Raw genomic sequence first — 14280 nt, 5'->3', positions numbered from 1 at the left:
GATATGGCGATAGCAGAAATCGCGGACGCGACGGCGCGCCCTACCCCTTCAACCGCGCCATCGCCACGCCCTCGCGCGCCAGCTCGTCGGCGCGTTCATTCTCGGCGTGGCCAGCATGGCCCTTGATCCAGTGCCAGCGCACCTCGTGCGGCTTCAGCGCGGCGTCGAGGCGCTGCCACAGCTCGACATTCTTCACCGGCTTCTTGTCGGCGGTGCGCCAGCCGTTGCGCTTCCAGCCATGGATCCAGGCGGTAATGCCCTGGCGGACGTATTGGCTGTCGGTGGTGAGGTCGACCACGCAGGGCTTCTTCAGGGCTTCCAGCGCCGAGATCGCCGCCATCAGCTCCATTTGGTTGTTGGTGGTGTGGGCCTGGCCGCCCTTCAATTCCTTCTCGACGTCGCCGAATCTGAGGATCGCGCCCCAGCCGCCCGGTCCGGGGTTTCCGGAGCAGGCACCATCGGTGAAGACGATCACATGCGGCTTGTCGCTCACGCCGTGCATCCGGTCGGCGGGATGCCGTAGTCGTTGATAGCAGCGACGTTCTGGTGGAAGCGCAGCTTACGGACGTATTCCAGCGGGTCCTTCGGCTGCACCAGCGCACCCTCGGGCACGTTGAGGAAATCGACCAGGCGCGTCAGCAGGAAACGCAGCGCGGCGCCGCGCGCGAGCAGCGGCAGCGCGGCCTGTTCAGGCCCCGACAATTGCCGCTCGCGGCCATAGGCATTGAGCAGCGCGCGCGCCTTCGTAACGTTGAACGAATGATCCGGCTCGAAGCACCAGGCGTTGAGGCAGATCGCGACGTCGTAGGCCAGGATGTCGTTGCAGGCGAACGGAAAGTCGATCAGGCCCGAGACCTTGTCGCCGAGGAAGAAGACGTTGTCGGGAAACAGATCGGCATGGATCACGCCGACCGGCAGATCCGCCGGCCACGCGGCTTCGAGATGATCGAGCTCGCGCGCAATGAAGTCGTGCAGACCCGGCTGCACGCTGTCGGCCCGCGCGGCGGCAAGATTGAACAGCGGCCGCCAGCCGGAGACCGACAGCGGGTTGTTGCGGACCAGCGGAAAGTCGCGGCCAGCCAGATGCATCCTGGCCAGCGCCTCGCCGACGCCGGAGCAATGCGCCACGTTCGGCCGCCGCGGCCACATGCCTTCGAGGAAGTTGATGATCGCCGCCGGCCGGCCGGCGAGCCGGCTGTAGACCTCACCCCTGCGGTTGCGCGCCGGCTGCGGGCACGACACCCCGCGCGCGGCGAGATGCGCCATCAGCGACAGGAAATACGGCAGGTCGTCCTCGGCCACGCGCTTCTCGTAGAGCGTGAGGATGTAGGCGCCCTGGCTGGTGTGCAGCAGGAAGTTCGAATTCTCGACGCCCTCGGCGATGCCCTTGTAGGAGAGCAGTTCGCCGATGTCGTAGCTCTTGAGGAATTCCGCGAGGTCTTCGGCGGCAACGTCGGTGTAAACCGCCATATAGTCTATTCCGCGGCGGCAGCGTCGGGCCGCAGCGAACGCGGCAGCGGGAAGAACTCGTTCTCTTCCGCGGCCGAGACCGTCTCCACGTGAAGCTCGAAGCGCTCGGCGAAGGCGCCCATGATCTCCTCGACGATCACTTCCGGCGCCGAAGCGCCCGCGGTGATGCCGAGGCTCGTGATGCCTTCAAACCTGCTCCAGTCGATGTCGCTGGCACGCTGGGCAAGAATCGCAATGGGGCAGCCTTCGCGCTCGGCGACCTCGCGCAGGCGCTGCGAGTTCGACGAGTTCGGCGCACCGACCACGATCAGGGCATCAACTACCGGCGCCACCTTCTTCACCGCGAGCTGGCGATTGGTGGTGGCGTAGCAGATGTCTTCCTTGTGCGGACCGTTGACGTTCGGGAAGCGCTGCTTGAGCAGCGCCACGATCTCCGCGGTGTCGTCGATCGACAGCGTGGTCTGGGTCACGAAGGCGAGGTTGTCGGGATCCTTCGGCACGAAGGTTTTGGCATCCTCTGCGGTCTCGATCAGGGTCACGGCGCCCTCTGGCAGCTGGCCCAGGGTTCCGACCACCTCGGGGTGATGGGAGTGCCCGATCAGGAGGATCTCGCGGCCGCGCTTGAAATGGATCGCCGCCTCGCGGTGGACCTTGGTCACCAGCGGGCAGGTCGCGTCCAGCGAGAAGAAATTGCGGGATTTGGCCTCGGCCGGAACCGACTTGGGAACGCCGTGGGCCGAAAACACCACCGGCGCGTTGGTATCATCGGGGATTTCGGCCAGTTCCTCGACGAAAATGGCGCCTTTGGTCTTCAGGCTGTCGACCACATACTTGTTATGGACGATTTCGTGCCGGACATAGACCGGGGCACCATAAATGGTGAGCGCGCGTTCGACCGTATCGATGGCGCGGACCACCCCGGCGCAAAAGCCGCGGGGGGAACAAAGCACGATTCTAAGATCGGGTTTTTTCGCTGACATCAGGCTGTCTCGGGGCAATCTCGGGACCGAATCACCCCTCGCCGGCGGGCGGGGAACGGCCAGTTAGGATAAGGACTTGGGACTGCTTTCGGGCGCTGTCAAGGCGATTTTGCTGGCCCATTGCGCCATTCCCCCCGGAGGGCTTATATAGGCCCTATAATTCCCGTCATCGCCGATGACTACCAGCTTCGCCTCTACAGAGGTGGGCGAAGCACAAAGGAGATTTGCCATGAGCAACGCACCGCTGATGCCGAAGGCGACTGCCGTGTGGTTGGTCGATAATACCGCCCTGACGTTCGATCAGGTGGCCGATTTCACCAAAATGCACCCCCTGGAGGTGCGCGCCATCGCCGACGGCGACGCCGCCCAGGGCATCAAGGGCATGGACCCGATTTCCAACGGCCAGCTGACCCGCGAGGAGATCGAGCGCGGCGAGCGGGACCAGAATTACCGTCTCAGGCTCCAGGAGAGCAAGGTGGTGCTGCCGACCGCCGCCAAGAAGAAAGGCCCGCGCTACACCCCGGTGTCGCGCCGCCATGAGCGGCCGAGCGCGATCCTCTGGCTGGTGCGCAACCACCCCGAGCTCAAGGACGCCCAGATCATGCGTCTGGTCGGCACCACCAAGACCACGATCGCGAGCGTGCGTGACCGCACCCACTGGAACGCGTCGACCCTGACCCCAATGGACCCGGTGACGCTCGGCCTGTGCTCGCAGATCGAGCTCGATTTCGAGGTGCAGCGCGCCGCCAAGGAGAAGCCGACCACGACCGTCTACGGCGGCGCCACGCTGCTGCCGGCCTCCGAGACCACGCGCAAGGACGAGCTCGACGATCAGCCGATCGAGCGGCACGACGATCTCAATGTCGATGCCGTGTTCGCCAAGCTGAAGACGATCGGCGGCAAGAAGGCCGACGACGAGGAGTAAGCGCGGGCTGCGTTTCTCGAAGATCACGATACGAAACGCGGCGGGCAACCCGCTGCGTTTTTGTTTGCGGCACGCGCAGCCTTGATCCCGCGAGCGGCGCGCCGGGGACCGCTTTGGCCTACCCGAACGAGAAGCGCCGGTGGGCGAAGTCGAGCAGCGGACGTTCGAAGTATCGATAGCTCAGGGCACACAGGGCGAACGTCAGCGCGAGCGCGCCGAAGGTCAGCGAGAGGCCGGCAAGGCTCCCGACCGTCCTCGGTTGATGCAGCACGGCGAACAACAGGTACAGGATGACGTGGTGGGTGAGATACGCCGCATAAGACGTCCTGGCGAAGAAGGTCGCGACCGAACTGCGCAGCAGTGCGAGTTTTGGCGAGCCGCGATTTTCCAGAACGACAAACAGCAGAGAACCGAAGAAGATCTCGACCTGCGTGTGCGAGAACGCCACCGACCAGCGCTTCCACCCGAACAGCCACAGCAGGGGAAGCGAGATGATCGACCATTTGAGGATGGCGGCGACGCGCCTGGAGACCTCGGCATCCGGCTTGCGATAGAGGCGCCACCAGGCGATCAGCGCGCCGATCGCAAGGGAATCGATCCTGAATTGCGGCAGCACGTACCAGCCATAGGCGTCCGGCAGCGCGCTATCGATCAGGCGCCCGATCGGACAGATCAGGATCGGCACGAGCAGGATCGCGAACAGCCGCTCGGGTGGAATGTTCCGGACCAGCAACGGAAACAGCAGATAGAACTGCTCCTCGATCGCAAGCGACCAGGTCACGGCCAGAAAGTAAGCACCATCGGTCTGCGCCTTGGCCATGCCGAAATTCTGCAAGCCGAACAGATACAGCCAGCCGGGCACGCCCCTGGTGTCGAACAGATCGGGACTTAACGAAAAATACCAGCCGATCAGAGCGCCAGCGCACATCAGGTAGTAGAGCGGCCAGATGCGAAACGCGCGCCTGCCGTAGAAGGCCGAGTAATATCGTTCGGCCGCGCGGTGGCGCAGCAGAATATCGGTGATGAGATAGCCGGACAGAATGAAAAACAGGTCGACGCCGAAGCGGCCGACATGCAGCAGCTTCCATGGCGAGCCCTGCGGACCGTCCGGCGCGCCGAAATAGTGCCAGATGACGACGATCAGCAACGCGATCGCGCGCAGCCCGTCGAGCTCCCCGATCCTGTCACGTTGCAACGCGAGCTCGCCTTCCACAAGCACAGGACCTGGTCTCATCTCATCATCGCACGCGGCGAGCCGATACCTTGCCGGAATTCGGCCCGGCGGCGGTCCACGCATACCTCACCGGGCGGGCTGTCACCATGGCGCCTAATGGCGGTCCGGATTGTTCATCATGTATTCGCCGAGATCGCGCTGCCGCCGATCGGTGCGGGCTTCGGCGTTCTGGCGCTGCACGTCGCGATCCTTGCGGCAGGCGACATATTCCGGCGAGCCGACCGCCACCTTGCCGCCAGCCTGGCAGTACTGGTCGTCGTCGCCCATGCTCTCCGCGATCGGCGATCGGCCGCGCTCGAGGCAGCCTGCCAGCAGTGGCAGTGCGAGCAGCAATGCAAGAGGCGCGCGTGCGGAAATGGATCGCATCCGGTGGTCCGTATCTCATGGCATATGACAGGGAAGGCCGGGATGACCCGGCAATCCATCAAAATCAAGGCCATTTTGCTTCCAATGGGTTTCGATGGAGCGCGAGCGAGCTGGACGATCACGCACTCATCGGCCATCGCGCCCGCGGCCGCCCCTCTCCCCAACCCTCTCCCACAAGGGGAGAGGGAACCCTTCCGCCGGTGGCTGCCTCACGTCAGGTGAGCACGCTGGTAAGGCTCCCTCTCCCCTTGTGGGAGAGGGTGGGGAGAGGGGTGCCGAGCAACGCACTCTCTCGGCAGCGCGCCGATAGCACAACAGGCAACCTACGCCTTGCCCTTCAGCGCCTCGCCGATTTCGTCGAGCACCTTGGGGTCCTCGATGGTCGCCGGCATGGTCCAGGGCTCGCCGTCGGCGATCTTCTTGATGGTGCCGCGCAGGATCTTGCCGGAGCGGGTCTTCGGCAGCCGCGCCACCGTGATCGCGAGCTTGAACGCGGCGACCGGGCCGAGCTTCTCGCGCACCAGCGCCACGACTTCCCTCTCGACCTGATCCGGCGCCTTGGTCACGCCCGCCTTCAGCACCAGGAAGCCGCACGGCACCTCGCCCTTGATCGCATCCTTGACGCCGAGCACGGCGCATTCGGCGACATCGGGATGCGAGGCGAGGATCTCCTCCATGCCGCCGGTGGACAGCCGGTGGCCGGCGACATTGATGATGTCGTCGGTGCGGCCCATCACCCAGACATAGCCGTCCGCATCCTTGTAGCCGGCGTCCGAGGTCTTGTAGTAGCCGGGGAATTCCGTGAGATAAGCGTCCCTGAAGCGATCGTCCTGCTGCCACAGCGTCGGCAGGCAGGCCGGCGGCATCGGCAGCTTGATCACGATCGAGCCCATGGTGCCCGCGGCGACCGGCTTCGCCGCCTCGTCGACGATGTCGACCTGATAGCCCGGCATCGGCACCGTCGGCGAGCCGTGCTTGACCGGCAGCTGGCCGAGCCCCACCGGATTGCCCGCGATGCACCAGCCGGTCTCGGTCTGCCACCAGTGATCGATGACAGGCACCTTGAGCTGCTGCTCCGCCCATTCCACGGTCGGCGGATCGGCGCGCTCGCCGGCGAGGAACAACGTGCGGAAGCTCGAGAGGTCGTAGCTCCTGAGCAGCTTGCCCTCGGAATCTTCCTTCTTGATCGCGCGAAACGCAGTCGGCGCGGTGAAGAAGGCGACCGCCTTGTGCTCCGAGATCACGCGCCAGAACGCGCCAGCATCCGGCGTGCCGACCGGCTTGCCCTCATACATGATGGTGGTCGCGCCGTGGATCAGCGGGCCATAGACGATGTAGGAGTGGCCGACCACCCAGCCGATGTCGGAGCCGCACCACCAGATCTCGCCGGGCTTCACGCCGTAGAGATTGTGCATCGACCATTTCAGCGCCACGAGATGCCCGCCATTGTCGCGCACCACGCCCTTCGGGATTCCGGTCGTGCCCGAGGTGTAGAGGATGTAGAGCGGATCGGTCGCGGCGACCGGCACGCAAGGCGCGGCCTTGCCGGCGTCGAGCGCCGCGCTGCGCAGCGCCGCCCAGTCATGGTCGCGGCCCGCGGTGAGCTCGCACGCCTGCTGCGGCCGCTGCAGGATGATGCAGGTGTCGGGCTTGGCGCCGGCGAGGCGGATCGCTTCATCGAGCAGCGGCTTGTACTGCACGATGCGCCCGGGCTCGATGCCGCAGCTCGCCGAGAAGATCAGCTTCGGCTTGGCGTCGTCGATGCGGGTCGCGAGCTCCTTGGCCGCGAAGCCGCCGAACACCACGCTGTGCACCGCGCCGATCCGCGCGCAGGCGAGCATCGCGACGACGGCCTCCGGCACCATCGGCATATAGAGGATGACGCGGTCGCCCTTGGCCACGCCGAAATCCTGCATGACCGCGGCGAGCGCCTGCACTTCCTTCAGCAGCTCGGAATAGGTGAATTTGGTGATCGTGTTGGTGAGCGGGGAATCGTGGATCAGCGCGACCTGGTCGGCGCGGCCGCCGGCGACATGGCGATCCAGCGCGTTGTAGCAGGTGTTGACCACGGCGCCGGCGAACCAGCGTCCGTAGGCACCCACGGAAGAATCGTAAATCTTTTTGGCCGGCTCGATCCAGTCGATCTCGCGCGCCGCTTCCGCCCAAAAGCCCTCAGGGTCTCGAAGCGAGCGGGCATACACCTCATGATACCGGCTCTGCTGGATGTTCATCGCGTTTCTCCCTCGCGCGGTCGCGCGTCATTTTCCGACCATTGTCACGGGATGCGGCGCCGTTTCAAGCCGAAATGACCGCGACCTTCGGCCGGGTGGAACGAGAACGTTTTCGGGACGGGGTCTAGTGCCCGTCGACCCCGTTGATCCGCTGCAACCGCTCGCGCATCGCCTTTTGCAGATCGTAGCCCGGCTTGCCGAATTCCGCGTTGCGGCGGGCGATGAACTGGTCCTGATCGCGCTGCAGCTCGCGCGCCTGGCGCGGATCTTTCGCCTCGCGCACCGTGCGGAAAGTCGACGCGCCGATCTCGCGATCGAGATCGGCGAACTCGGGATTGGCGCAGATCGCCTTCTCCACCGGCCGGCGCGCCTTGCGGCAATCGAAGCTCGGCTTGCCGGCCACCGCCATGAGGGCGCCGATCCGCTCCAGCTCCAGCGACAACGACTTGTAGTTGGCCTTGGCGGCGGCGTGATCGGGGTTGAGCTTGACGGCGGCGCCGAAATCCATGATCGCCTTCGGCCGGTCACCCTTGCGGCGCCACAGCTCGCCGCGCGCATTGTGGGCGTCCGCAAGCGATGGATCGAGCCGGAGCACGGTGTCGTAGTCTGTGATCGCGCGGTCAATCATCTGCTTGCGGTCATAGGCGCTCGCGCGAGCCAGGAGGGCATTGACTCGATCCGGCTTGGCCGCCTTCTCATTGTCGATCAGCGCGCCGCAGGCCTCGATGGTCTTGTCGTCGTCCGCCGCCGCAGCAGCAGCGATGCAGGGTCCAGCATCGGCCTGAACATCCTTGCCTGGCTCGCTGCCGGCCGCGCGCGCAACGCCTGACGTCAGCGCGCCCGACAGGCCAACGCACAGCAGCGCCAGAGTCAGATTGAAAGCCAGATTCGCAGAGCTACGTCGCATCCCGATCGCCGACAAGACATACCTCTCCCGCACCCGAACCGCCGACCCCCGATGTCCGGCGGCGCCATTTGCCGCAAAACCACACGCTGGATTATACGTCAATTGCGACGATCGGCTGCACTTGGAGCCGCACGTTGGGCCGCACTTGGGGGTTCGCCTTGCTGACATTCGAATGGATCATCGGCCTGTTGCTTGCGGCGGTGGCGCTGTCGGCGCTGGCGCGGCGGATCAAGGTGCCCTACCCGACCTTTCTTGCACTCGGCGGCGTGCTGCTGACCCTGCTACCATGGGCCCCGACCTGGGCACTGGAACCGAAACTGGCGCTGGCGCTGTTCGTCGCACCAGTGCTGCTCGACGCCGCCTACGACACCTCGCTGCGCGATCTCCGCAACAACTGGCTGCCGGTCTCGACGCTGGTGGTGGTCGCGGTCGGTGTCACCACGGCAGCCGTCGCCGTGGTGGCGCATTGGCTGCGCCCGGACATGCCCTGGCCGGTCGCGATCGCGCTCGGTGCCATCGTGGCACCGCCGGACGCGGCCGCGGCCACCGCGATCCTGCGCCAGGTCAACCTGCCCTACCGGATACAGAAGATCCTCGAAGGCGAAAGCCTGCTCAACGATGCCACTTCGCTGTTGATCTATCGCGTCGCGGTCGGCCTCGTCGCCGCCGAGCACATGAAGATCCGCGAATTCGTGCCGTCGATCACGGTCGCGCTGGTCGGCAGCCTCGCCGCCGGCTATTTGTTCGCACGGGTCTGGATGATGATCACCCGCCGCATCACCGAGGCGCCGAGCGCGATCATCACGCAATTCGGCGGCACCTTCATGGTGTGGATCGTCGCCGAGCATCTCGGCCTGTCCGGCATCCTCACCATCATCGCCTATGCCATCACCATCGCCCGCACCGCGCCGGCCCGCACCTCGGCACGGCTGCGCGTGTCGTCCTATGCGGTGTGGGAGACCGTCGTGTTCGTGCTCAACGTGCTCGCCTTCATGCTGATCGGCCTGCAGTTGCGCCCGATCTGGTCCGAGCTCGACGACGAGGTGCGGTGGAAATATTGCAGCTTTGCGGCCGCGATCCTCGCCGTCGTGATCCTCGCCCGCATCCTCTGGGTGATGCCCTACGGCGCCCTGCTGCGCCTGCTGAAGGCGCGCCATTGGCTTCCCGCCCATGTGGTGGAGGCCGTGCCGACCCTGAAGCGCGGCTTCATCGTATCGTGGTGCGGCATGCGCGGCATCGTCACGCTCGCCGCCGCGTTTGCACTGCCTGAATGGTTTCCGTATCGCGACCTGATCCTGCTGACGGCGTTTGCCGTGGTGCTGGGCTCGCTCGTGATCCAGGGACTGACCTTGCGGCCGCTGATCCTGGCGCTCAATTTCGATGACGACGATCCGGTCGGACGCGAGGCGGCCCATGCCCGCAGCGTGGTGTTTCGCGCCGCGCTCGAGGAGATCGACGCCGACCCGTCGGAAGAAGCCGAGATCCTCCGGCTCGAATATCGCGCCGTGCTCATGCGTGCGGAGAACGACCCCGACGGCGGCCTGACCTCACGCGAGCTGCCGTCGGATCCGATCCGCCGCCGCGCCATCGCGGCCGCGCGTCAGGCGCTGCTCAAGCTGCGGCGCACCGAGACCATCGGCGACGACGCCTTCCATCTGGTCGAGGAAGAGCTCGACCGCGCCGAGCTCAGCGTCGAGGCCTAAAGCATGATTCGGAAAAGTGCGAAGCGGTTTTCCGAAAAGATCAGGTTCAAACAAGAATCTAGGCGCGATGACGCTTCAACCTGATCTCATTGCGCTTTAGTACCCGGCAGCGGTCACAAATCCCGGCAGATTTCCCATTGAACCATGACGGAGTTTGCCGGACCTAACATTCATGACAATCCTGATTGACGGCAACTCGCCCGGCGCCTCGGTGAAAGTCGAAGCGCAGTACTTCTATTTCTATATGGCGTTGTCGTGCATGGCGGTCGCCCTGCTCGGTTTTGCCCCAACCTACTGGGTGCCGATGGCGCGGGGTTCGCTCGAAGCGCCCCCTGTCGTGCATTTGCACGGTCTGCTGTTCTTCGCCTGGACGCTCTATTTCGTGCTGCAGAGCTGGCTTGCCGCTTCGGGGCGGATCGCGCGGCATCGCCGGGTCGGCATGATTGGCGTATCGCTTGCAACCGCCATGACGATGCTGGGCCTCATGGCCTCGATCAGCGTCATGAAGCGCTCGGCCGCCATCGGGCAGATCAACGAAGGCATCGCCTTCTCGATCGTCCCGTTCAGCGGCATCCTGTTCTTTGCCGTCGTTGTCGCGCTCGCGATCATCTATGTCCGCGACCGCGAGACTCACAAGCGGCTGATGCTGCTCGCGGCGATCTCGATCCTCGATGCGGCGGTCGCACGCTGGTTCCTGACCTTCCTCGCGCCACCCGGCCCGCCGGGTCCACCGCCGGTCCCGGTCACGATCGCGCCCGCGTTCGTCGCCTATCTGCTGCTGGTCGTCGCGATCGTGTTCGACTGGCGCACCCGGGGCCGTCCGCACCCGGTCTATATCTATGGCGGGCTGGCGCTGGTCGCGGTGAAGCTGCTGAACTGGCCGATCAGCACCTCGGCGGCCTGGCATTCCTTCGCCGGCGGCATCCTGGCGCTGGCGCAGTAAGTTCAGGCACCCGATTTCGATGTGATGCCGCCGTCGACCACGAGCTCGATGCCGGTGACGTATTTCGATTCGTCCGACGCCAGGAACAGCGCGGCGTTGGCGACGTCCCAGGCGTCGCCCATGTGCCCCATCGGCACCTGCGCGTCGCGGGCACGCCACATCGCTTCGACATCGCCCTTGGCATAGCTCTGCGCCAGCCCCGCCGAGTGTTCGACCATCGGCGTCTTCATCAATCCGGGCAGGATCGCGTTGACACGCACATGCTTGGAGGCGAACTCGACCGCGGTCGAGCGCGTCATCTGGTTCATCGCCGCCTTGCTCGCGTTGTAGCTGACGTAGGAAATGCCGACATGGCGGATCGAGGCGATCGAGGAGATGTTGATGATCGAGCCGCCACCCTGCTTGATCATGACGGGAATGACGTGCTTCATCGAGAAATAGGCGCTCTTGAGGTTGACCGCGAAGACGCGGTCCCACTCGGCTTCAGCGACTTCTACCACGCTGCCGACCTCGGCGATGCCGACATTGTTGTCGAGCACGTCGATGCGACCATAGGCCTTCAGGCAGGCCGCGACCATCCCCTCGACCTCGCCGGCGCGCGAGACATCGGCTGTGAATGCCGCCGCCTTGCCGCCCTCACCGGTGATGAGGCCGACGGTCTCTTCTGCCGCGGCGCCGTTGCGATCGACGCAGAACACGCTGGCGCCCTCGCGCGCGAAGGTCACGGCGGTCGCCTTGCCATTGCCCCAGCCGGGCCCGATCGAGCCCGCCCCGACCACCATCGCAACCTTGCCCTTGAGCCGATCCATCGCCTGTTCTCCCGCTTGTTGTTCTTGCCGCCTGACGTAATCCGTAGCCCGGATGAAGCGAAGCGGAATCAGGGAACATCGGCCCCGGATTACGCTGGCGCTCCATCCGGGCTACGGACTTTTGCACACACTCATCGTCGTGACATTAGCACCGATCGGATGTCCGAAAATCTCCGATAGCGTCTGGCAGCGTCCCGCGTGGCACAGGTGCCATTCGCCCGCCGCGCCGGAATTGCCGAGCACGACTTCCGCCCTGGGCACCGGCGGCGGCGACCATTGAAACCAGCCGCCAATGAGCCGCGCCTCCGGCGGCGGCTCCATGCCGGCGCCGGTGCCCTTGATGCGTGCCTGCAGCAGCGTCAGCCCGGCCGGCGTCACCTTCCAGTCTTCCTGCCAGGCGGTCTTCTCGATCGAATGCGTCCAGGCGAGCGTGAAGGCTGCGATCGACAGCGCCTTCACGACACCCGCGGATGCGAGGCAGAGGCTCAAGCCGCCGCCACCGCATCGCGCGGACGCTGCCGCCACTGCCACAGCAGCACCGCTGCGGCGAGCGTGAAGCCCGCCGTGTCCGAGAACTGGAAATCGCCGAGCAGGCAGAGCGCGGCGCCGAAGGCGACCACGATCTCGATCAGGGTCAGCCGCGTGAACAGGAAGCCGATCGCGACGATGCCGAACAGGGCGATCGCCACCAGCGCCTTGAAGGTCGCCAGCGCGACCGCGCCGTAGAACCCGAGTTGCGCGACCATCGGATCATTGCCTTGCAGCATCAGCGCCGGCGAATAGACGAAGATGAAGGGAATGACGTAGCCGGCAAGCGCGATCCGCATCGCCTCCCAGCCGATCTTGTCCGGATTCTCCTTGGCGATCGGCGCCGCCGCCAATGCCGCGAGCGCGACCGGCGGCGAGAGGTCGGCCATGATGCCGTAATAGAACGCAAACATGTGGCTTGCGATCAGCGGCACGCCGAGCTTGGCCAGCGCAGGTGCCGCCAGAGCCGCGGTGATGATGTAGGTCGGGATCGTCGGGATGCCGGTGCCGAGCAGAATCGACAGCAGCATGGTCATGATCAGCGCCAGGAACAGGCTCTTGGCGCCGAGCCCGATAATCCAGCTGCCGAAGATGGTGCCGACGCCAGTCTGCGTCATCATGCCGATGATGGTGCCGACGATGGCGCAGGCCATGCCGACGGTCAGCGCCGACTTGGCGCTGTCGGCGAGCGAGTCACGACAGGCGCGGAGCGTGGCGCGGCCGCCGCGCGTGATTGCTGCGATCACGATCAGGCCGGCGACGACGCTGGCCACCGGAACGATCTCGAGCCCGTGGCGCGACACCGCGGCAACCACCAGCGCGAGGCCGATCCAGAAGATGTAGCGCACGACGGTGTTGGAGAAGCCGAGCGTGATGCTGGCGCCGAGGATCAGCGCGACCGTCAACGCGAGCCCCATGCTGCCGGCATAGAGCGGCGTGAAGCCTTCGAACAGCATGTAGACCAAAGCTGCGAGCGGCAACACCAGGTACCAGCGCGCAACCAGCGCCTTCCAGGCGCTCGGAATCTCCGAACGCTTCATGCCGACAAGCCCGTGCTTGCCGGCTTCCAGATGCACCATCCAGAACGCCGAAGCGAAATACAGGATCGCGGGAATTACGGCGGCCTTGACGATCTCCGAATAGGGCACGCCGAGCGTCTCGGCCATGATGAACGCGACGGCGCCCATCACCGGCGGCATGATCTGGCCGCCCATCGAGGCGGTGGCCTCGACGCCGGCGGCGAACGCGCGGCGGTAGCCGAACTTGATCATCAAGGGAATCGTGAACTGGCCGACGGTGACGACGTTGGCGACGCCGGAGCCGGAGATCGTGCCCATCATGCCCGAGGCGAACACCGCGACCTTGGCCGGGCCGCCGCGGGTGCGGCCGAACAGGCCGAGCGAGACGTCGGTGAACAGCTGGATCATCCCGGCGCGCTCCAGGAACGAGCCGAACAGGATGAACAGGAAGATGTAGGTCGCCGAGACGTAGATCGGCACGCCGTAGAAGCCCTCCGTGCCGAACGAGAGATGGGTGACGATCCGGTCGAAGTCATAGCCGCGATGGTTGAACGGCGACGGCAGATATTGCCCGAAGAACCAGTAGAGCAGACAGGCGCCGCACATCAGCGGCAGCGCCGCCCCCATCAGCCGCCGCGTGCCCTCGAAGATCAGGATCGCGAGCACCGTGCCGACCGCAAGGTCCATGTTGGTCGGATCGCCGTCGCGGGCGATCAGGTCGGCATAGAAGATCCACTGATAGAGCCCGCAGAGGAAACCGGCGGCGCCGACGATCCAGCTCACCGCGCGGCCGAAATCGGTTTTCGCGGTGAAATTGCCGATCAGACCGAAGGTCAGCAGGATCAGGAAGCCGACATGGACGCCGCGCACCACCTGGCTCGGCAGATAATTGAAGGCCGCGACATAGAGCTGGAACACCGCAAAGGCGAGACCGATGGCATAGGCCAGATGCCCCCAGGCGCCCGGGCCGAACCCCTCCGGAAAACCATGCTCGAAATTGTCGAATTCAACCTTGATGGGCTGCTCGCCCGCAACCTGCTGCTGCATATGATTGGTCCCCCGCCGTGCCCGCGACGCTTATAGCACCTTGGCCAAATCGTCATGCGCGGGCCCGACCCGCGCATCCATCGCAAAATAATGTCCTTGGAAGATGGATGACCGGGTC

General features: G+C 65.2%; 13 protein-coding genes. 3 read left to right on the top strand and 10 right to left on the bottom strand.

Going from position 1 to position 14280, the window contains the following annotated elements:
* Positions 1 to 40: 40 nt before the first annotated feature.
* Genes rnhA through ispH form a run of 3 tightly spaced genes read right to left on the bottom strand, consistent with a single transcriptional unit; the run spans position 41 to position 2450 of the window.
* Positions 41 to 502: a ribonuclease HI gene (gene rnhA / locus ACVIGA_RS26700; RefSeq protein ID WP_456668602.1), complete on the bottom strand. Its 462-nt coding sequence runs from the start codon at positions 500 to 502 to the stop codon at positions 41 to 43.
* Complete coding sequence (locus tag ACVIGA_RS26695; protein WP_456668601.1) at positions 490 to 1470, bottom strand: homoserine kinase; 981 nt, start codon at positions 1468 to 1470, stop codon at positions 490 to 492. Before ACVIGA_RS26695 ends, rnhA begins: the two co-directional genes overlap by 13 nt.
* A 5-nt stretch (positions 1471 to 1475) precedes the next feature.
* On the bottom strand, positions 1476 to 2450 hold the full coding sequence (gene ispH, locus ACVIGA_RS26690; RefSeq protein ID WP_223966682.1) for a 4-hydroxy-3-methylbut-2-enyl diphosphate reductase: 975 nt from the start codon (positions 2448 to 2450) through the stop codon (positions 1476 to 1478).
* A gap of 229 nt (positions 2451 to 2679) precedes the next feature.
* Between ispH and ACVIGA_RS26685 the strand changes: the two genes are divergently transcribed.
* Positions 2680 to 3375 (top strand): DUF1013 domain-containing protein, encoded by a 696-nt coding sequence (locus ACVIGA_RS26685; protein WP_050405544.1) that lies wholly within the window; start codon positions 2680 to 2682, stop codon positions 3373 to 3375.
* 118 nt (positions 3376 to 3493) lie between these two features.
* Here the strand turns inward: ACVIGA_RS26685 and ACVIGA_RS26680 are convergent, their stop codons facing one another.
* The 4 genes from ACVIGA_RS26680 to ACVIGA_RS26665 form a co-directional block, all read right to left on the bottom strand.
* Positions 3494 to 4609 (bottom strand): acyltransferase family protein, encoded by a 1116-nt coding sequence (locus tag ACVIGA_RS26680; protein WP_456668600.1) that lies wholly within the window; start codon positions 4607 to 4609, stop codon positions 3494 to 3496.
* A 93-nt stretch (positions 4610 to 4702) separates the two neighbouring features.
* Positions 4703 to 4975 carry a hypothetical protein gene (locus ACVIGA_RS26675; protein ID WP_194458312.1) on the bottom strand — a complete coding sequence of 91 codons (273 nt, stop codon included), beginning with the start codon at positions 4973 to 4975 and terminating at the stop codon, positions 4703 to 4705.
* Positions 4976 to 5298: 323 nt separating this feature from the next.
* Entirely contained in the window at positions 5299 to 7206 is a 1908-nt protein-coding gene (locus ACVIGA_RS26670; protein WP_456668599.1) for a propionyl-CoA synthetase, read from the bottom strand.
* 124 nt (positions 7207 to 7330) lie between these two features.
* Positions 7331 to 8113 (bottom strand): hypothetical protein, encoded by a 783-nt coding sequence (locus tag ACVIGA_RS26665; protein ID WP_456668598.1) that lies wholly within the window; start codon positions 8111 to 8113, stop codon positions 7331 to 7333.
* Positions 8114 to 8271: 158 nt separating this feature from the next.
* On the opposite strand from ACVIGA_RS26665, the gene ACVIGA_RS26660 reads away from it, so the two are divergent.
* Both ACVIGA_RS26660 and ACVIGA_RS26655 read left to right on the top strand, forming a co-directional pair.
* Positions 8272 to 9816: a cation:proton antiporter gene (locus ACVIGA_RS26660; protein ID WP_456668597.1), complete on the top strand. Its 1545-nt coding sequence runs from the start codon at positions 8272 to 8274 to the stop codon at positions 9814 to 9816.
* A gap of 172 nt (positions 9817 to 9988) precedes the next feature.
* Positions 9989 to 10759, top strand: a complete 771-nt coding sequence (locus tag ACVIGA_RS26655; protein WP_456668596.1) for a hypothetical protein — start codon at positions 9989 to 9991, stop codon at positions 10757 to 10759.
* 2 nt (positions 10760 to 10761) lie between these two features.
* Here ACVIGA_RS26655 and ACVIGA_RS26650 read toward each other — a convergent pair whose 3' ends face one another.
* The 3 genes from ACVIGA_RS26650 to ACVIGA_RS26640 all read right to left on the bottom strand — a co-directional run bounded on the left by ACVIGA_RS26650 (position 10762) and on the right by ACVIGA_RS26640 (position 14162).
* Positions 10762 to 11568 carry an SDR family NAD(P)-dependent oxidoreductase gene (locus tag ACVIGA_RS26650; RefSeq protein ID WP_456668595.1) on the bottom strand — a complete coding sequence of 269 codons (807 nt, stop codon included), beginning with the start codon at positions 11566 to 11568 and terminating at the stop codon, positions 10762 to 10764.
* Positions 11569 to 11679: 111 nt separating this feature from the next.
* Positions 11680 to 12057 carry a DUF1850 domain-containing protein gene (locus ACVIGA_RS26645; protein ID WP_456668594.1) on the bottom strand — a complete coding sequence of 126 codons (378 nt, stop codon included), beginning with the start codon at positions 12055 to 12057 and terminating at the stop codon, positions 11680 to 11682.
* On the bottom strand, positions 12054 to 14162 hold the full coding sequence (locus ACVIGA_RS26640) for a TRAP transporter permease (RefSeq protein WP_456668593.1): 2109 nt from the start codon (positions 14160 to 14162) through the stop codon (positions 12054 to 12056). The genes ACVIGA_RS26645 and ACVIGA_RS26640 overlap by 4 nt, the downstream gene beginning before the upstream one ends.
* Positions 14163 to 14280 lie beyond the last annotated feature (118 nt).

It is taken from the genome of Bradyrhizobium sp. USDA 3240, from assembly GCF_054063295.1.
Note: the sequence above shows the minus strand (reverse complement) of the source record. Positions and strands in the feature narration are given on the sequence as shown.